16 protein-coding genes are annotated in these 18030 nt (G+C 40.5%); 2 read left to right on the top strand and 14 right to left on the bottom strand.

Annotated features, from left to right (window positions below):
- Nucleotides 1-225 precede the first annotated feature (225 nt).
- The 6 genes from CC97_RS13910 to CC97_RS13885 form a co-directional block, all read right to left on the bottom strand.
- The gene (locus CC97_RS13910; RefSeq protein ID WP_044975600.1) at nt 226-2229 is read right to left on the bottom strand and encodes a hypothetical protein; all 2004 of its coding nucleotides are present in this window, start codon (nt 2227-2229) and stop codon (nt 226-228) included.
- A 13-nt stretch (nt 2230-2242) separates the two neighbouring features.
- Nucleotides 2243-3655: an MBOAT family O-acyltransferase gene (locus CC97_RS13905; protein WP_044975599.1), complete on the bottom strand. Its 1413-nt coding sequence runs from the start codon at nt 3653-3655 to the stop codon at nt 2243-2245.
- A 3-nt stretch (nt 3656-3658) separates the two neighbouring features.
- Entirely contained in the window at nt 3659-4939 is a 1281-nt protein-coding gene (locus CC97_RS21370; protein ID WP_156036917.1) for a hypothetical protein, read from the bottom strand.
- 394 nt (nt 4940-5333) lie between these two features.
- A complete protein-coding gene (locus tag CC97_RS13895; protein WP_044975596.1) occupies nt 5334-5804 on the bottom strand; it encodes a peptidylprolyl isomerase in 471 nt (156 codons plus the stop codon).
- Nucleotides 5805-5894: 90 nt separating this feature from the next.
- On the bottom strand, nt 5895-6479 hold the full coding sequence (locus tag CC97_RS13890; protein WP_044975594.1) for a hypothetical protein: 585 nt from the start codon (nt 6477-6479) through the stop codon (nt 5895-5897).
- Between the two features lie 176 nt (nt 6480-6655).
- Nucleotides 6656-6826: a 4Fe-4S binding protein gene (locus CC97_RS13885; protein ID WP_044975592.1), complete on the bottom strand. Its 171-nt coding sequence runs from the start codon at nt 6824-6826 to the stop codon at nt 6656-6658.
- Nucleotides 6827-6961: 135 nt separating this feature from the next.
- Here CC97_RS13885 and CC97_RS13880 point away from each other — a divergent pair, with 135 nt between their 5' ends.
- Nucleotides 6962-7771: an amidohydrolase family protein gene (locus CC97_RS13880; protein WP_044975591.1), complete on the top strand. Its 810-nt coding sequence runs from the start codon at nt 6962-6964 to the stop codon at nt 7769-7771.
- Nucleotides 7772-8166: 395 nt separating this feature from the next.
- Here CC97_RS13880 and CC97_RS19005 read toward each other — a convergent pair whose 3' ends face one another.
- The 6 genes from CC97_RS19005 to CC97_RS13850 all read right to left on the bottom strand — a co-directional run bounded on the left by CC97_RS19005 (nt 8167) and on the right by CC97_RS13850 (nt 15542).
- The gene (locus tag CC97_RS19005; protein ID WP_049962919.1) at nt 8167-10473 is read right to left on the bottom strand and encodes a HAMP domain-containing sensor histidine kinase; all 2307 of its coding nucleotides are present in this window, start codon (nt 10471-10473) and stop codon (nt 8167-8169) included.
- Between the two features lie 3 nt (nt 10474-10476).
- Nucleotides 10477-11202 (bottom strand): response regulator transcription factor, encoded by a 726-nt coding sequence (locus tag CC97_RS13870; RefSeq protein WP_044975589.1) that lies wholly within the window; start codon nt 11200-11202, stop codon nt 10477-10479.
- 355 nt (nt 11203-11557) lie between these two features.
- Nucleotides 11558-12058: a hypothetical protein gene (locus CC97_RS13865; protein WP_044975588.1), complete on the bottom strand. Its 501-nt coding sequence runs from the start codon at nt 12056-12058 to the stop codon at nt 11558-11560.
- A gap of 18 nt (nt 12059-12076) precedes the next feature.
- Nucleotides 12077-12526: a DUF4869 domain-containing protein gene (locus CC97_RS13860; RefSeq protein WP_044975586.1), complete on the bottom strand. Its 450-nt coding sequence runs from the start codon at nt 12524-12526 to the stop codon at nt 12077-12079.
- 234 nt (nt 12527-12760) lie between these two features.
- Nucleotides 12761-13456: a hypothetical protein gene (locus CC97_RS13855; RefSeq protein WP_044975584.1), complete on the bottom strand. Its 696-nt coding sequence runs from the start codon at nt 13454-13456 to the stop codon at nt 12761-12763.
- Between the two features lie 70 nt (nt 13457-13526).
- Nucleotides 13527-15542: a hypothetical protein gene (locus CC97_RS13850; RefSeq protein ID WP_044975583.1), complete on the bottom strand. Its 2016-nt coding sequence runs from the start codon at nt 15540-15542 to the stop codon at nt 13527-13529.
- Nucleotides 15543-15794: 252 nt separating this feature from the next.
- Here CC97_RS13850 and CC97_RS13845 point away from each other — a divergent pair, with 252 nt between their 5' ends.
- Complete coding sequence (locus CC97_RS13845; protein WP_049962918.1) at nt 15795-16037, top strand: helix-turn-helix transcriptional regulator; 243 nt, start codon at nt 15795-15797, stop codon at nt 16035-16037.
- A gap of 464 nt (nt 16038-16501) precedes the next feature.
- Here the strand turns inward: CC97_RS13845 and CC97_RS13840 are convergent, their stop codons facing one another.
- Both CC97_RS13840 and CC97_RS13835 read right to left on the bottom strand, forming a co-directional pair.
- A complete protein-coding gene (locus CC97_RS13840; RefSeq protein WP_044975581.1) occupies nt 16502-17467 on the bottom strand; it encodes a hypothetical protein in 966 nt (321 codons plus the stop codon).
- A gap of 3 nt (nt 17468-17470) precedes the next feature.
- Complete coding sequence (locus CC97_RS13835; RefSeq protein WP_044975579.1) at nt 17471-17920, bottom strand: DUF4869 domain-containing protein; 450 nt, start codon at nt 17918-17920, stop codon at nt 17471-17473.
- Nucleotides 17921-18030: the final 110 nt, after the last annotated feature.

The raw sequence follows: 18030 nt of genomic DNA, 5'->3' as shown, positions 1-18030 counted from the left end.
ACAGATAAGCTGCACCGGAAGTATGAATCAAAATACGCGACAGATAAGCTGATTTGAAAATGTGGCGCCTTCGGCGCGATTTTACAAAACGAGCTGAAGGGACTCGTTTTTTCTATAGCAGTCTTCGGCCCGCAGGGGTGAAGACTACCTTTATACAGAACAAACGGGAGCACCGGATTTTGATTTACCGGTACTCCCGCTGATTTAATATTTTTGTATTTATTCTTACGCCCCCGGACCGGTTATAAGTATCACACTTACAGTATCTTCTTTAAAGATGACCTGTACTTTGACTTCAGCACCATCCTCTTCATAAATGATGCTTCCGGAATCCGGTGATGCAGGCTCGCCGAAGGCGGCAAATGCGTCTTCCCTGCTGCTTCCGCAGTGAAGTCCGCCGGCGGTTCCGGCTTCCGTTCCCGGATAAAGGCTTTCGCTTATCTCAATGGATGCGATCGTTCCGTCCTCATCTGCCTGGATCGTCATTCCGGCGTAGTAGTATTCGAGGATTGGTTTTCCCGTAAGACAGCTTTCCGCACTCGATGACGGAGCCGCCTGCGGGCCTAAGCCTTCAAGGAGGTCGTTTATATTGGCACCGACCGTGATCTCTGTTCCGTTGTAGATGACCTTCGCTCTGTCGGCTATCGTTCCTTCGATGAACTTTGCCTCTGAAACGATCTTCTCATTTTCTTCCGGTACCTTTTCATCCGTATCGCTCTCCGTTTTGCTGTCAGATGATGAAGCGGTCTTTGCACTCTTCGCCTCATTTACAGCAGCTTCAGAGAAATAAAGCGGTCTGTCTGCGATACCGGTATATGATCTTCCGGCTGAAATAACTTCAAGGCTGTACTCGCCTTCTGTCAGAACTGATGCGTCAGCGATCAGCGAGAATCCGAATTTATTCGTTCCGCCCAGAAGCTTTTCCTCATAAACCGGGAATGCTTCGTAGATAACGGACGTATCAGCATTTGAAAGCCGTACATATACTTTGCCGTCCGGCGAGAGCATTTCGCGGCTCATTTCGCCGTATATCCTTGTACCGTAGGACTCCTCGCTGAAGCTGAATCCGACCGATGCACCGCTTTCAGCGATCTCACCGATATCCGTTCTTACCGGTGCCGGCATAAGCGGAGCCGTGCGGAACAGATCGTTTATGTTTCGTTCTACTATTTCGTAGATCATATCTGTACCTTCCGTGACGTTTGACATGTCAGGATAGTCGGCACGGACAAACATCGTCTGGTCATAATTATCGATAAAGAACGGCAGAAGAGCTCTTCCGAATGAGTCACGTACCATGTACAGGCTTCCGTTTCCAAGACTGGATATCTTCCTTGTAGCGATCCTCTTGTCGTTTTCCTCCTTATCGCTCATGAAATTTTCAAGCTGTGAGGCTATGTCCGTAACTCCCGAAGGGATAACGAACTCAAACGGCTCAAAGCTTATATTCAGATCAAACTGATAATCTCTTGTTCCGATGAACGGGTAAAGCATCTTGTCAATATCACCGCGCCAAACCTTTTTCGGAATATAGTCAGTATTGTCATACACCTTGTGTTTCTTGCCCATTGCATCGGTTATTCCGTAGTATCCGAGCAGAGCACCGTAGTAATTCCAGTGGGTGTCACGCTTATGGTAAAGCCCGAATGATTTCTTCTCGCTCATAACGCTGAGCATATCAATGTAGCTGACGTTGTTCGTGAAAAGCATCTTCTGCAGTCTTGCAAGATTGTTCGTATCTGCCTTTCTGTATCTTGCCGGCATAAACTCGCTGTAAACAGATGCCTTGTTCGGCATAGGAACGAACAGGAACTTACCGCCTTTTTCAGTGACATTCTCTTCGAGAAGAGAAAGCGAAACGGTTATCGAACGCAGACGCTCATCTGAAAGAGCATTGGTGTTCATGTAATCAGCCACTGAAGCTTCACAGAATATCCAGCCGTCCCTTCCTGTTATAACATTGGCGGCATCGCTTTTGAACACGCCGCTCTTTACAGCATTTGCAGCCGTAAGAACAGCCGAACGGAAAGGAAGACGGTCTGCAAGAAAATCTTCACATTCTTCGGAAAAATCAGTGTTGACCATTCCGTCTGCAGTAAGTGAAGGTGTCTTCACCGGCTCGCGTTTTTCAAGCGCAGCTCCGGACTTCGAGAACGGATAGAAGAGCATCGGAACGGTACACATAGCAAGAAATACCGCAACGTATATCCTTTTGTATTTTTTCTTCATGATACACCTTCTCTCAGAATCGGAAATAAATAAACGGGTTGTAACTGCCTGAGCTCAGTGAAAGGATACAGAGCACGTAGATAAGTAACGAGCAGGCATATTCCGCTATCATGCAGCCCTCAGAGTAATCTGAATCCGCCATTTTCGCCTCGATCTTTCTGAATACCGGTGCTGAAAGCAGTACGGCAAACATGAACGATACGACGAACAGAGGTGAGATAAGTGCAAACACCTCGTTGTTTACAGCGGCATTGCCGGCCTTTATGTTGAACATATCTGTCAGCACACCTGCGGCATGGGCCATGGAATCAGCACGGAAAACAACGAATGCCGTTACTGTGACCAGAAGCACATAGATGTGGCTGAACGGTTTGAACCATTTTTTCTTTACAGGTATAATGTCATGGTTTTCAAGGAACTGGCATACACCGTGTATCAGGCCCCACACGATAAATGTGAAGTTTGCGCCGTGCCAGAGTCCCGTGAGGAAGAATACGAAAAGCTTGTTGAAGTCTGTGCGGAGCTTTCCCTTTCTGTTTCCGCCAAGCGGGATATAAACATATTCCTTAAACCATGTGGAAAGTGAAATATGCCATCTTCTCCAGAAATCCTGGATGCTTGATGAAATAAACGGATAGTTGAAGTTTTCCTTGAAGTCAAATCCGAAAATGCATCCGAGGCCGATGGCCATATCGCTGTATCCGGAGAAGTCAAAAAATATCTGAAGTGTGTAGCTTAAAGCACCGATCCATGCCGGAGCTGTACCAAGGCTGTCTGTACTGCACGAGAAAACCTTGTCTGCAACGAGGCCCATCTGGTTGGCAACGAGTACTTTCTTTCCGAGTCCGAAAATAAAGCGGAGTATACCGCGGCTCACTCTGTCCGAACTGAACTCACGGTGACGAAGCTGATATGAGATATCTTCGTAGCGTACTATAGGTCCCGCAATGAGCTGAGGGAAGAATGATATGTACAGAAGCACGTAAAAAGGATTGCGCTGAAGAAGCTTTTTGTTTCTGTAAACATCGATAACATAGCTTAATCCCTGGAACGTGAAAAATGAAATGCCTATAGGAAGCCTGATGTACGGCACATTCAGTTCGCTGTTCGTTAGTCCGCCGATAACTGATCCGAAAAATCCGAGATACTTGAAACCGATAAGCAGTCCGATGTTTATAACAGCTGCAGTGACCACATACATCTTTCTGGTTTTTGCGTCGCCTTTTGTGACAAGTATTCCGAGAATGTAATTGCATGCAACTGACAGAAGCAGCAGTACAACTGCGGAAGGCTCACCGAAAGCATAAAACACAATGCTCGCGGCAGCCAGTATAATATTTCTTACCTTAATGCTCTTTGTGAGTGCATAAAGAATGAAGGTCAAAGGGAAAAATATAAATAAAAATGCAAGTGAACTAAATGTCATGCGTCAATCCTCCTGATCTTCGTCTTCTGTGCTGACACCGTCTATACGGCGCCTTCCGACAGGATGTTCCCTGTAGTCCGTGAAATTCGCATCGTAGTTGTCATAGAATGACTTTCCTTCAGCAAACAGCGGATCGAAAAGTTTTCCACCCACTGTAAACCAGCAGTGCGATGTGTCATGGCATACATAAATGTCGGTGTATCCGAGCTCACGGAAGAGGAATGCCGTCGCGCATGAATCCGATACGCAGCATCCTGATCCGTTGTCAAAAATATCGTTTGCAAAGGTTATCTCCCAGTCCGGAGATGTCTGATAGATGTTCTTGAGTATTCTCCATCTGTGATATCCGTGTTCCTTCATCTCCCAGTTAAACAGCTTAAGGCGCTTGTCCTCCATGCTGTCCTTCGGCGAAGTCTGTTCCAGAACTATCTTATGAGCCTTCATCATAGTTTCTATCTTGTAGGTATTATAGTCAGATTCTTCTGCCTTACCGTCAGCATCAACTTTTATACCGTCAACCATCGTATTCTTTGCAAGTACGCCGGTCAGACGGTCAAAGCAGTAGTATCTGTCATCTATCTGCTGCCATCCGGTCTGCATTACGCCTTCCTCGTCAAAGTAATACTGCTCGCCGTCGATTTCCTTGACTCCGGTCACCTTTCCGTCCTCGTAATAGAACTTCTGACCTTCATCCTCATCCCAGTGTGCCTGTGATATAGCGAACTGCACTTCGCAGGAATCTCTGTAAATACCCATTCCCGAAATTTTCACCGTACCGATCCCGGCCTCGGTGTTGTGCTCATAGGTAACGGTATAATCAGCATTTTCCGTAAGCTTGTTTTTATTAATGTCTGTAATTACCGGTACCGGTGTGATCCCACTGCCGGTAAACTGATATGATTCCTCTATACCGGTTATGCTGGCTGAAATAAGACTGTACGGATTTTTCATTCCTTCAGACTCATCTACGTTCTTTAACGTCTTTTCGCTGCCGCACACCCTGCATCTGCATGAAATATACTTTTTAGCATCAGCCGGTATGACCAGAGTCTCATCGTAATCGTGATTCTTTACAATAGGTTCCGTACAGGTGTAACCGCATCTGACACATGTAAAAGTCCTCAGTCCCGGATTGGAGCAGTCTCCCTGTTTTGTAACAACAGCCTTATAGGTGTGAACTTTCTCCTTGTTGAAGGCAAAAACAAACAGGACCACTATTGCTATCGGAGCAAGAAGGATCAGCAGATTTCTTAGTTTAAGAGATCTTCTTTTTTTCTTTTTCATCTTCATAGCTTTCTATTCTTTGTTATTCGGGTAGTTTCTTCATATTGGTTCCGTCCGCTTTACAGCAGACACGGCAGGCAGAAAAGCCATACCGATACAAAGCCCGGCGGGGCGATATTCTCCGGCGGGCTTTGCTTGTTTTAAGTGAATGCCAGAGCAGGTCCGGCTTTCACTGTATCTGATTTTATAGTAAACGAAAAATTCATTTTTCGTTTACTATTAGCCGATATGCAGGGAGCAAACGTAGTTTGCGGATCTGCAAGGCAATATAAATAAATTAATTATAGTGAACGTAAAAATCTTTTTTGCGTTCACTATAATTTATCCGCAGTCTGTATATCCGTTTTTATGCCGTGCGGAATTTTTACTATGAAAAGTAACTGCTTAAAACCGGTCACTCAATAGTAACTGACTTCATTACCTGTGGTGTAAGCGGCTTGTCAGCGTAGTCTGTTTCAGTTTCTGCGATCTCGTCAACCACTTCAATACCGTCAACTACCTTGCCGAATGCAGCGTACTGACCGTCAAGATGAGGAGCGTCTTCGTGCATGATGAAGAACTGTGAACCGGCTGAGTCAGGTCTCATTGATCTTGCCATTGAAATAACGCCTCTTGTATGCTTAAGGTCGTTCTTTACACCGTTGGATGAGAACTCACCCTTGATGTTCCAGCCCGGGCCGCCCATGCCTGTACCTTCAGGACAGCCGCCCTGGATCATGAAACCAGGAATTACTCTGTGGAAAATAAGTCCGTTGTAGAAGCCCTGATTAACAAGCTTTTCAAAGTTTGCAACTGTGATCGGAGCAATCTCCGGATAAAGTTCTATCTTGATTTTCTTTCCGTTTTCCATTTCAATTACTACCATTTTAAACTTCCTTTCTGTCGGATGGCCGTATCATATGCCGTCGCTGTATGGGTCCTGCATGCAGACCGTGACCGGTCTGATCCGTGTATATCAGAATTTGTTTACGAGTTCTGAACTGTCAACTGTATATACAATAGTGTCGTTTGTCTTTGTACGGTCCGGATAATATGTTACTGTGAGCTCTTTCCAGTCCTTTGTATCTATTGCAAACGGAATAAATCCTGAAACTGTCTGTCCCGGTTCAAGCTGCGCATCATATCTTTCATTGCCGTTGTATGCGTTTGCACCGTTGGCCGCTGACACAGCAGTGAATATATTATCCTCGTATTTTCTGCCGTCGATGGATATCTCAAAATCGTCAAGCATACGAACGTCAACTGTCTGATTACCGTTGTTCACAGCAGTAAATACCATTGCATATGAATATCTGCCCTTTGAATCAGGTTCGTCAGATGTAAGTGCAAGTTCATCAAAGCTTACCTTAAGGCCAAGGTCTTCATAACTGTAATCCTCACCCTTGTTTGCAGTATATTCTTTTCCCGGCGGAAGCGGAGCTTCTGTCTGGGCAGGTGTTCCGTTGTTTACAACGCTTGTAGTTGATTTTTCGCCGCAGCCCGTAAAGCAAGCCACCGCAAGTATGCCTGCAGCAAGAAGAGCTGAAAATCTATTTTTCATTGTATTACCTCCGTAATTCATATGGTACACGATTTTTTCCGGCATTGCAGTCGTGCATTATAATTGTATCATTTTTTTGATTTGTATTCAATAGTATTTGAGCAAAAAATTAAAGACCTTCTGCGATTTTCATCACTTACGGTCTTTAATTTGAAATAATATGTTTCTTTTAAATATTATTCAGCGTTTGGAGCGCCTACAGGACAGACACCTGCACAAGCACCGCATTCAACACAAGCGTCAGCATCGATAACGTACTTGTCATCGCCAGCTGTGATTGCTGAAACAGGACATTCTGCTTCACAAGCGCCGCATGAAATACATTCGTCAGAAATTTTGTATGCCATATTCAGTTACCTCCATTGAAATTAAGAACATCCCTCTGACGTTCTTCTAATATTATTCTATCAGAGGTTAAAAAAAAATGCAATAGATTTTTAAATTTATTTTTGATATAATATTTGTTGGAAAGGAATGATTTTATGTACATAGATTTTCACACCCATGCATTTGCTGACAAGATCGCAGAACGGGCAATAGCTGCACTTACTGAAAATGCCACTGACTGCGGTTACAAACCGCTTACCAACGGAACAGTGGCAGATCTTAGAAAAGTCCTTACAGAACAGGGCATTGACAAGGCGGTTATCCTGCCGATAGCTACAAAACCTACACAGCAGACCATTATAAACAACTGGGCACACGAGATAAAGGACGACTTCTTCTGTCCTTTCGGAAGCATCCATCCGATGGCGGAGGACTGGTCCGAGGAACTTGAAAGGATAAAGTCACTCGGTCTCTACGGTGTCAAATTCCACCCGGACTATCAGGATTTTTTCGTAAACGATGACTTCATGTACCCGATATACAGAAAATGTGCTGAGCTCGGTCTTCCGGTGGTCTTCCACGCAGGATACGATCCTATTTCACCAGATGTTACTCACTGCACACCTGAAGCGGCTGCAGAAGTCTTTGATAAAGTTCCGGAACTTACAATGATCCTCGCCCACGGCGGCGGAATGAGGCTGTGGGATGACGTTGAAAAATATCTTGCGGGCAAACCCGGAAAACTCTACTTCGATGTTTCTGTTATAGCAAAGGAAATCTCCGGTGAACAGCTTTACAGAATAATAAAGGCGCACGGAGCAGACCGCATTCTTTTCGGCAGCGACTGTCCTTGGGATACTCCGCAGAACGAGATAAAAATGATAAACGATCTTCCTCTTTCCGACGAAGAAAAGGAACTGATTTTCCACAAAAACGCTGTTGAACTTCTCAGACTTTCAATATAGTTTTCAACAGTTTGTTAACTGTTTAACTGATGTTTTAATAGTTTTCATACCGAAAACTTATAAAATTATATGAAAACTGCACTTCAAAAAACAGTTTCAAACATCCTTTTCCACACTTTCAACCGAGTTTTCAACAGAGTTGAAAACCATGTGGAGTCTCAAACGGTTAAAATGACGGTTTTGATTTTTATCTGTAACCACTGATCAGATCGTAAATGCGGCGAAGCCGTATTTACGGGCGGGGATGCGGGGCTACGCCCCGTATCCCACGCTGATTTATACACAAATCAGCATTTCCATAAACAAAAAAATCTGTCCCGACACTACCATCGGGACAGATTTTTTTGCTCTGTAGTTTTTAAATGAGGTAATTGAGGTCACTTTCTCTGAATATATCATACCATCTGCGGAACAGCGATCTTTTCTGAGGAAACTTCCGGTTCGGTCTGTACCTCCGGGAATTCGACTTCAGCGATGAAAAGATCTCCGTCGATCTTTATATCAAAACGGCCTCCGCAGGCTTCCGTGAAGCTCTTGGCTATTGAAAGTCCAAGGCCGCTTCCCTCAGTAGTTCTCGCCTTGTCACCTCTTGCGAATCGTTCGGTGATCTCTTCCGGTGAAAAATTCATTTCGTAGGAAGAAGTGTTTTTCACCGTGATCCTAACACTTCCGTTTGCCTTTTCAAGCTTTGCAAACACTCTCGTGCCGTTCATGGAATACTTCAGCGCATTGTCAAGAATGTTCTGGAGCACACGGTACATTTTCTTTCCTTCAGCATCGATAAATGCTGAATCTGCTTTTATTTCAGTCTTTATCTCGCGTCCGTAGCGTTCCTGTTTGTCGCTCATGTCAGCCAGCACCTGGTTCATGAGTATAACTGCATCGAGACGTTCTATGTTCACGTCTGTACTGCTTGTCGCCTTGGCAAGGTCAAACACATCGGAAACTATGGTGCGTAATCTGTCCGTCTTCTGCTCAAGCACTGCAACATAATCCATGGCAGCCGGCGGAAGTTCCTCCCTTGACAGCAGATCAACATAGCTGATTATTGAGGTCAGCGGTGTTTTCAGGTCGTGCGAAACGTTGGTAACAAGCTCTATCTTCATTCGCTCCGAACGTATCTGTTCCTCGACTGCAGTCTGTATACCGTCTGAAATGCAGTTTAATCGTGTCGCCATACCGTATGTGACTGACGTTTTTGATGTGATCTTCGGTGTGTAGTCACCCGAACTTATGCCGGTTATCTGCCGGCTCAGATCATTGAGCTCCTTTAAGTCCTTCATGCTCTCGTAAATATAGAATATGAGTATCAGGATCGCTGCCACAGGTATTATCAGAAAAATATTCGTGAGCAGAGCTGCGGCCACTGCTACGATACCGGCTGCAACTGCTTCTGCAACTCTTATAAAAAAGCGTATTGTGAAAGCTTCGTTTCTTGACATCCAGACGCTGCCCATAACATTCTTTGCCTTCGCCCACATCTTTTTGATCATACCGGTCACAAGAAACGTATCGGTCACTTTTCTGCATTTAAACCTGTTGACAACCGTATCAACAGAAGCAACTGCTACCATAAAAAGAGCCGTAAGTCCGATACTTGCAACACTCTTTACTAAAATATTGTTCATCCCGTAATGGTCAAAACTGCTGACAGATTCATATGCAAATCCCGGTGCCATGACCACAAACATGAACGGTATAACGAATCCCGTGATTAGAAACAGCTCACCGTAAATAGTATCCCTTGTTCTCATCACGAACTTTCCGGTTTTTTCATCATATCCGCCTGATGCGATTATGTAAATACCAAGCATGCCCGACAGTGCAAGAACTGCAAATGATGTCATCAGCTTCCGGAACCATTCCGCTTCACACTTTTCCGATTCAACAAGATATTCCTCGTACTCATCCACAAGTTTCTGGACCGGATAGATCTTTACACTCGCAATACCCGAATTTTTCAGCTCCGTATTCTGCATGTCGATCGGTTCGTCAGCATCAAAGCTCGGATAATCACTGTCATTGTACATCTGCGGTATAGGGACAGTGCCGTCACGGTTTATGTAGATTCTCGCACCAAGGTCATCGTAGTAGTACTTAAGCCCTGATGTGTCATAGTCATACACTGCATATCCCCTGCCGTTGCTGTAGTAGTAATACATGCCCTTCGTATTGGTATAACCACGGCAGTCCGTAAAACTGAGGCCCGGGATCAGCGATGTGGCGTATTCATTGTACGAATGGTTTTCGCCGTCGCGTTCAAGGGTCATCTCGTACATATATTTACTGTTTACATCAGCTGTTTCCCCGCCGTTCGCCGCAACAGTCTTTCCGCCCGACTTCATCACATATCTGTAATTTTCCGATTCAGGTGCGACAAGCTTACCGTTTCTGTCTACTATTCCTGCATTGTACATTTCCGACTGCAGAGACGACTTAAAATATTCATTTCCCTTTATTTCTCCGTTCGCGTCGATATTTGCTTCATACATATGAAGTATTAGCCACAGCTTTCCGGAAAGATCGGCCGTATCAGCATAACGGTCCGAAACACCGTATCCGTAGCCTGAGCTTTCCTTCATGTCTTCATATTTCATATAGTTGAACAACCCGTCAACTGCGTTATATGCCGACAAAAATGCCAGCACCATCGCTGCTATGACAGCTATTTCCCTTGTTATCTTCTTTTTTAAGAAGTTCATTTCCTACCCTCCAGGAATTTTTTCTATTTTATAACCTATTCCCCAGACCACCTTAAGATATCTCGGGTTGCCCGGATCTATTTCTATCTTTTCTCTTATATGCCTTATATGCACCATTACAGTATTTTCGACTGAGTATGATGTTTCGTTCCACACTTTTGAATATATCTCTTCCGCTGAGAACACCCGTCCTGCGTTTTCCATCAGAAGTTCAGCTATTTTGTATTCCGTTGCGGTCAGTTTTACAGGCTCCCCGTCAGCGTAAAACTGTCTCGCGTTTCTGTCAAGTGAAAGTCCGCCGTTTTTCAGCACGTTACTGTCCTGAGTCTGTGCTGTTCCTGCCGAACCGAGCATCAGGTATCTTCTCAGGTTTGAACGTACTCTCGCGGTAAGTTCCATAGGATTGTAAGGTTTGGTTATGTAATCATCGGCTCCCATGGAAAGTCCGAGTATCTTGTCACTGTCTTCTGATTTTGCCGAAAGCACTATGATAGGTATGTTCTTTTTTTCTCTTATCCTCATCATAGCTGACAGTCCGTCAAGTTTCGGCATCATTATATCTATAAGTATAAGCTGTATCTCGTTCTGCATCAGACAGTCAAGGGCTTCAAACCCGTCATATGCCTTTACTGTCTTAAATCCTTCCATCTCCAGTAATCTGGATATTGCGTTTACTATGTCGTGGTCATCGTCGACCACAAGTATAGTTGATCCTTCTAATGTGTCCATGAAAATCTCCTTTGCTATTCCAGTAATCTTTCGGACCTTTCCAGTTTATTGTAACACAAACACCAGATAAATTCAAACTCCGTTTTCATCATTTCATCCCCTTTGCTGTTCTTTCCTTTGTTCTTTGTTAAGCAGGCAATCCGGCTTCGCCGGATTGCCTGAGTGAGGGGGTTGCGGGGCTTCGCCCCGTGCCCCACGCTGATTTATTCATAAATCAGCGTTTTCATGCGCGCTTTTTTCTCTATGATTATATTATAAAATACGATTCTTAAATTCCCTCGGTGATAATCCTTAAGTTTTTCTTAAGGATGAAAAAAGGAATGTTCCACGTGGAACATTCCTCGGTTTGATTATTTTACTCCTTATAATATCCAAGCTCCGAAACAAGTTTCTTAACATCTTCCTTACCCTGTCTCGGTCCTGATACTGAAATCATTGTATTATCAGCTTTTACTATCAGCATATAATTCTTATCCGCACGGTCAACTTCACTTATAGTGTAGTTCGCACCGTGTTTTTCCGAAGTGATTATAGACGGATCATGAAATGAATCATAACACAGCTCAAAAGTATCTTTCGCTGATTTCTCACCTTTATCATAGCGATAAAATACGATCATATCTATATTCGAATTATTTTTTGAAGATCCGGCAAGTGTATGCATACCAGCACCATTTCCCTGCTGCACTTCCGAACTTTCACAATAACCTGAACTGACAAGAAACGCCCGCACATCATCTGTCGTCTTCAGTTTGATCGAATTAAATGAACGTAAAAGCAGTATTAAGGCTACTCCAAGAATAACTGCAGTAGTTATTATCCACGTAAACTTTGATTTCAGTATATTTCCCTGCAAATTTTATTTCTCCTTCCGTTACTTACATTTAAAAAAATCAACTGCAGCATCAAGGTACTCAGTATAATTATTAACAAATCTTCCGTCGTTCAGTATCTCAGCCTTAATATCGAGATCCTGAAAACTCATAATATTATGAAGCGTTATGGTAAGATCTTTTTCTTCCGCAATCTTAAGTATCCACTTCGCACAGTTGTCACCGCCTGCAGTTGCGTTGAAAAACCAACCAGTGTTATCGTGAGCCATTAAAATAAGGGTTTTCACTCCATCTGAAAGGTGAAGCGGAGTAATAGCACCAAGAACAGGACTTTCAATTACATGAGCTGATACGACTTCAGACCTGTCAACATCCTTTATCATTTCTTTTGAAAGATCAGAAGTTATCCATTCATCCTCGTATTGATTTGCGAAATACAGCCGAGGATTATAAATTTCGCCTTCCGTTTCTCCAAAATATATTTTCAGCATGATATCACCTCATGTTTTTTCGTTTGTGAATAAATAAATTATACTATATTTCAAACACAAAATCCACCCTGTGATAAATAAAAGAGCGAACCGCGTTGTGGCTCACTCTTTAAAAAAGGTAATTCAGAATTCTTCGAATTCTGAATTGCTATTAATGAAACCGCGCTAAAGCACGGTTTATCATTTTTTTACACTTAAAAGTCAAAACAACTAAATAATCTATTACTTGTTATTTCATCTTCCATGATATGTGATTACTATTGCTGCGTTTTTCGGATACATTCTGCCGCCGAACTGAACTTCTATACCATTTACCGTAATTTTTTCTACTGAACCTTGTCTCTTTATTATTCCAATCATTACATCATGGAGATTTACACAACTAACATTAGTGAAGCCCAAACCTTCTAAAGTTAACAAAACCTCATTAAAGTTTCTGTCTTCGCACGGAAATAGTGAAGTAGGAATTCTAATACCACCGGTCTCCATAATCATTCTTTTGTTATCTATAAAGTGAGGAATTCTTATAAGTGTAATATATCCACCCACCAAAATCACCGGTATACCAACATATAATGCAGTAATCAATAATATCAGTGAAACAATAATCCATATAATTATCAAAATTTTATTAAAACGTCTCCAATTTTTGATTTTTCTCTCGATCTTTTTTTGACGCTTTAATTCTTCTGCCTGAACCTGTTCCCTCTGATTTTGTTCTCGTTCTTGAAGCTCCATCTCTCTTAATCGAATTTGTCTTTCTGTTACTGCTTCAATAACTCTAGCTTCATCGATTATTCTTTGTGTATGTGAACTTCTGTAATCATCAAGCATTATCTTTGTACCACAATACTGACAAAACGCAAAATCTCTATTATCGTCATTAATGGATAAGTTGGCACCACACTTTTCACATATTAACGCCCTCATGTCATCCCCTCATTCTATAGTCATATAAATTTGAACCTTCCTATTTCAAAATCTTAAAAATATAAGTTGCTTATTCTAAGAAAAGCAAGGTTGTTGAATTATCGGATTTCTTTACCCATCCGTACGCTGTCATACTTACAGTCTTATTATTAACCTTTACTGTAAACTTCTGAATAACATAAAGATCTCCAATTTCTGATTTGTATTCCGAATCAACTTTGGTCAAAACATTATCTACGACTTCAGCTTTTTCTTCATTATCAACATCAATGAATTCAAATTTTTCAAATCTAAATGATTTGCCTCCGCTAAGTTTTTCTTTTACCAATTTAGCTAATTCTTTATGACTGCCATCCCATAAATCCATCTGATTTTCTATCCACTTTGTGTGGTCATCTTCCGGTGATGAATCACCATTATTATCCTGAACTTTTCCTCTATTATTTGACATTAATTCAAGCGGTACATTTAAAAACGGATTATTATCAGAAACGCTAAAATGTTCTTTATTAATTCTGGCATCATCATTTGAATCAATATAATTTTTATTTCCTATAAATTGATCAACATCATCAACAGTATATACATCTTCGTTCAGGCTCACATTAGCTGAAACTTTAATATAAGTATCACTGCCTGAAATACACAATTTCATATCTTTAACCTGCCATGAACTTTCCGATTGTGTATTCCAGTTACCTTCACTGACTAATTCTAAATAAAAGCTACTTAGATCGTCATAACTATGGAATTTAGAAACATCATAAGTATAGCCATCGCTTTCAAAAACATCTGTTGCCTGACAATTAGTCATAGCTACTATAACCGCTCTTTTAGCCATCTCATAAGAAGTTTCTTTTATAACATTATCATCATTATTATTAGTATTTGATGAAGTACTCGTATCTTGCTTTTTATTCGGATCATTTTCTTGTTTTAAATGATACGTAACTACAACTTCACTGGACTTATCAAATACAGCTCCATACTTATAATCTGTTTTATTATTAATAGAAACTGTTTCCACACTGCCTTCTGCCGTTATTCCCCATATAATATCATATAACGGATTTTCTTTAATATTCGTAAAACCAGCATCTTTTAAAGTTGCAATTACGTCTTTATAGTTTTTGTCATAAAAACTACTGTTTGTATTTTTTATTTTAACCTGATTAGGTTCTAATTCTTCTTTACGATCAAAATATTTTTCAGTTAATTCTATACTATCTGTATGGCAAGACAATTTATATCCTATATCTATATCCGCATCTACATCTATCGAAAGAGTGTTATTAATTGATTCATCTGAAGAACTCTTGAATACAAGTTTATGCTTTCCTTCTTGAAACTTTAATGTCCAATTTGCATTCTGTCCATGATTTAACGTACAATATTCTTCATCATCAATTATGACATTAACGTTATATTTGTCAAAAAACCAATTTGCAATAAACTCAATATCAAAATTCACATTATAAAGTAAGTATGTAGAATGACTGTTTATCGTTATTTTACTATCTATTTTTATCGAATCACCTTTATTTATAACTGTATTATCCTGCAATACAACCTGATTATAGTATTCATCTTTAAATTCATCCGGATTCAAATCAGATATTTCTTTTATTTCAATGTTTTCAAAGCCAATCTCTTTAAGCTTATCTTTTACTTCTTCTGGTGTCACATGCTCAAATTCATCTGATGCATATGGATATATAATATTTTTTAAATCATAATAATATATTATAACCTCAGAATCTCTTTTTACCTGCTCTCCATTACTAAACGATTCCATTCCGTTTAGTGTTATCTTTTCTACTTCATTAACTCGATTTTTATCTATCAGATCCAATTCTGATACAGCAATACACTCTATGTTATTTAACCCCAGTTTCACTAAATCACTTTTAATTCTCTCATAATCCTTACCTACACAATCCTCATTAGAAACAGTTAAGTTTACATATTCATTATTTTCAGAATCACTTATACTTGTTTCCGATTGTTTTGTACTATTATCGTTATTACAAGCGCAACACATAGTACAAAGTAAAAATGTCAAAAATAAAACCGCTATTTTTTTCATAATTTAATCCCCCTTATAAAAAATACCACAGTTTTATAATACAATAACTGTGGCAAAAAATTATAAATTGACTTACCCCACAGTCAATAATCTTCCCTTACATCAATCAAATTGTGCCTTTGTACCGAATTCTCTCCTAAATAATCGAATAATTTAGGAACTTTTCTACCTATGATTATACCACAATAGTTCCTGTTCGTCAAGCAAAATAGGAAGTATCATTCATATATATGCTTGTCAGGAGGAAGAATAATGCTTATTTTTGATTTTAAAACTATTGGGTGCAAATTATATAACATCAGGAAGAAAGCTGGTTTAACTCAAAGTGAAGTTGCTGAAGCAGCAAATCTTTCAGATAGAACATATGCAGATATTGAACGTGGAACCGTTAATATGCGAATTGAAACTATTTTAAAAATATGTTCTGCGCTTAAAATTACTCCAGATGCTGTTTTAACCGAAGATATACCTAAGGAAAGGCTGATTTATTCATAAATCAGCGTGGGGTCCGGGGAGAAGCCCCGCAAATCCCGCCTTCGCAAATCCGGTAAAGCCGGATTTCCGATTTAATCAGTGTTTCCCTAATATTACTGTAAAACAAAACGAACTCTTTGATCAACTTTCAAATTGCTCAATACATGAAAGAGAAACGGCACTAGAATTATTATCCGTCTATCTGAAATCAATAAAACTTTGATGATGAAGAACCATGTTCTGTTATAAAGCAAAATAAAATCAGCATATCTCCGATCAGTAATAAATACGTAAGATATGCTGATTGACTTTCAGATAAGTTTTTTACAATTATTCGTTCAATATTTTATAGATTTATGTAATCACAATTACGCTATCTATCGCTCTCATAAAATCGGTAATTCAGAATTCTCCGAATTCTGAATTGCTATTAATGAAACCGTGCTGAAGCACGGTTTATCCTTTTCATCCTGACGGAATCTATATTACAGATACTTTCTGATTACCTCTGCTGCCGAAAGAATTGCTTCCTTTTCATTTGAATTCAGATAGCATTCATTCAGCTTTGATTTGGTATACTGAAGATACGAATCCTTTGTTTCTGAAACTAACAGCTTTGTGAAAAAACGTTCCCAGCTAAAATATTCTGAACTCTCAGCAAAGTCTTCGGTATGCTGTAAAATATCAGCTACTCTCTTTCCATCTATAAGTCCGGATTTCAAAATGAGCCATTCAAAAGATTCAGGCAGATAAAGACTTACTTCCGGATGGTTCTGAATATACTTGAAAATCTCATTCATCTCAGATCCAAATGCTGCACCATCAGCAATAACAAGTATATTTTTTCCCTCGTTATCTGTAATACTGCGTCGTATATTCGTTTTGCCTCCTGCACTGATACACTCACTTTTTTCATTAGTTACAGCTTTGAAAAACTCATAACCGGAATTTGAATCTTCCACTACTATAAGTTCAGCAGGCTCTTCACTTATCATATCGTCAGAGGTATAAAGTCTGTAAAACGAATTATATGTCTGCCTCATATCGGCATACTTACCGGATTTATGAATACCGTAGATCTCCTGTACGGAATACGGAAGATTCGGCAGGCTTTCTCTTGTAACGATCACATAGTAATTGTCTGTACTGCGAATCTTTTTAGCAAAAGCATCAGTCTTGATCATCGTGTTTTCTTCATCGATGAAAATAATGCTGTCCTTTACGCCATCAAGAACAGCTTCCCAGTTCGAGTTGTTCAGCGTAAGACATCTTTTGTCACATGAAATATCAATACCTGAATCTGTGCCCAGTCTGTCATATGTATCTACCATGGATACCAGAGTCGTTTTTCCTGTCCCACTGTCACCGCGTACTATTGTGATATTCCTCTTTATATCAAATTCGAATTTTACTCGCTTGTTCTGAACGATAATATGGTGCTTGCCTTTCATAGGTCATCTTTCCTCTATTCTGAAAGCTTCATCAATATATTCTTTGTTACTGTTCACAGTTTTTCCTGTATTGACGATGTATGCACTGAAATCATCACAGTCACTGAAATCCATTATGTGATGAAGATTAATTGTCAGATCTTTTTTTCTGCTTATCTCAACTATCCATTTGGCACAGTTATCTCCGCAAGCTGAAGCATTGAATATCTTTCCGGAATCATCGAACTGCATCAGCATAAGCGTTTTGACACCACCGGAAAGTTCCTTTACTGAAATCGAACCGAGTACCGGACTGTCAATAGCTCTCGGACTGATAACATCAGATTTATCGATATCCTTTATCATTTCAACAGAAAGCGGATCTGTTATCCATTCATCTTCATAGGTGTTGTCAAAATACGTCGGCGGATGGTAAACAGAATTCTGAGCATCGCCAAATATTATTTTAAGCATGATATCACCTCATGTTTTTCGTTTAGTGTCAAATAAATTATACTATATTTCAGATAAAAAATCCACCTCATTCTGTCTTCAATTCATCTTGCTTTCCATAGCACGCCGAA

It is taken from the genome of Ruminococcus sp. HUN007, assembly GCF_000712055.1.
GTDB lineage: Bacteria > Bacillota > Clostridia > Oscillospirales > Ruminococcaceae > HUN007.
This window is presented reverse-complemented; position numbering and strand designations above follow the sequence as displayed.

Bases quoted from the DNA above. Each gene is read 5' to 3' on its own strand.
- CC97_RS13910 (WP_044975600.1), bottom strand. From the start codon at position 2,229: ATGAAGAAAAAATACAAAAGGATATACGTTGCGGTATTTCTTGCTATG.
- CC97_RS13905 (WP_044975599.1), bottom strand. From the start codon at position 3,655: ATGACATTTAGTTCACTTGCATTTTTATTTATATTTTTCCCTTTGACC.
- CC97_RS21370 (WP_156036917.1), bottom strand. From the start codon at position 4,939: ATGAAAAAGAAAAAAAGAAGATCTCTTAAACTAAGAAATCTGCTGATC.
- CC97_RS13895 (WP_044975596.1), bottom strand. From the start codon at position 5,804: ATGGTAGTAATTGAAATGGAAAACGGAAAGAAAATCAAGATAGAACTT.
- CC97_RS13890 (WP_044975594.1), bottom strand. From the start codon at position 6,479: ATGAAAAATAGATTTTCAGCTCTTCTTGCTGCAGGCATACTTGCGGTG.
- CC97_RS13885 (WP_044975592.1), bottom strand. From the start codon at position 6,826: ATGGCATACAAAATTTCTGACGAATGTATTTCATGCGGCGCTTGTGAA.
- CC97_RS13880 (WP_044975591.1), top strand. From the start codon at position 6,962: ATGTACATAGATTTTCACACCCATGCATTTGCTGACAAGATCGCAGAA.
- CC97_RS19005 (WP_049962919.1), bottom strand. From the start codon at position 10,473: ATGAACTTCTTAAAAAAGAAGATAACAAGGGAAATAGCTGTCATAGCA.
- CC97_RS13870 (WP_044975589.1), bottom strand. From the start codon at position 11,202: ATGGACACATTAGAAGGATCAACTATACTTGTGGTCGACGATGACCAC.
- CC97_RS13860 (WP_044975586.1), bottom strand. From the start codon at position 12,526: ATGCTGAAAATATATTTTGGAGAAACGGAAGGCGAAATTTATAATCCT.
- CC97_RS13855 (WP_044975584.1), bottom strand. From the start codon at position 13,456: ATGAGGGCGTTAATATGTGAAAAGTGTGGTGCCAACTTATCCATTAAT.
- CC97_RS13850 (WP_044975583.1), bottom strand. From the start codon at position 15,542: ATGAAAAAAATAGCGGTTTTATTTTTGACATTTTTACTTTGTACTATG.
- CC97_RS13845 (WP_049962918.1), top strand. From the start codon at position 15,795: ATGCTTATTTTTGATTTTAAAACTATTGGGTGCAAATTATATAACATC.
- CC97_RS13840 (WP_044975581.1), bottom strand. From the start codon at position 17,467: ATGAAAGGCAAGCACCATATTATCGTTCAGAACAAGCGAGTAAAATTC.
- CC97_RS13835 (WP_044975579.1), bottom strand. From the start codon at position 17,920: ATGCTTAAAATAATATTTGGCGATGCTCAGAATTCTGTTTACCATCCG.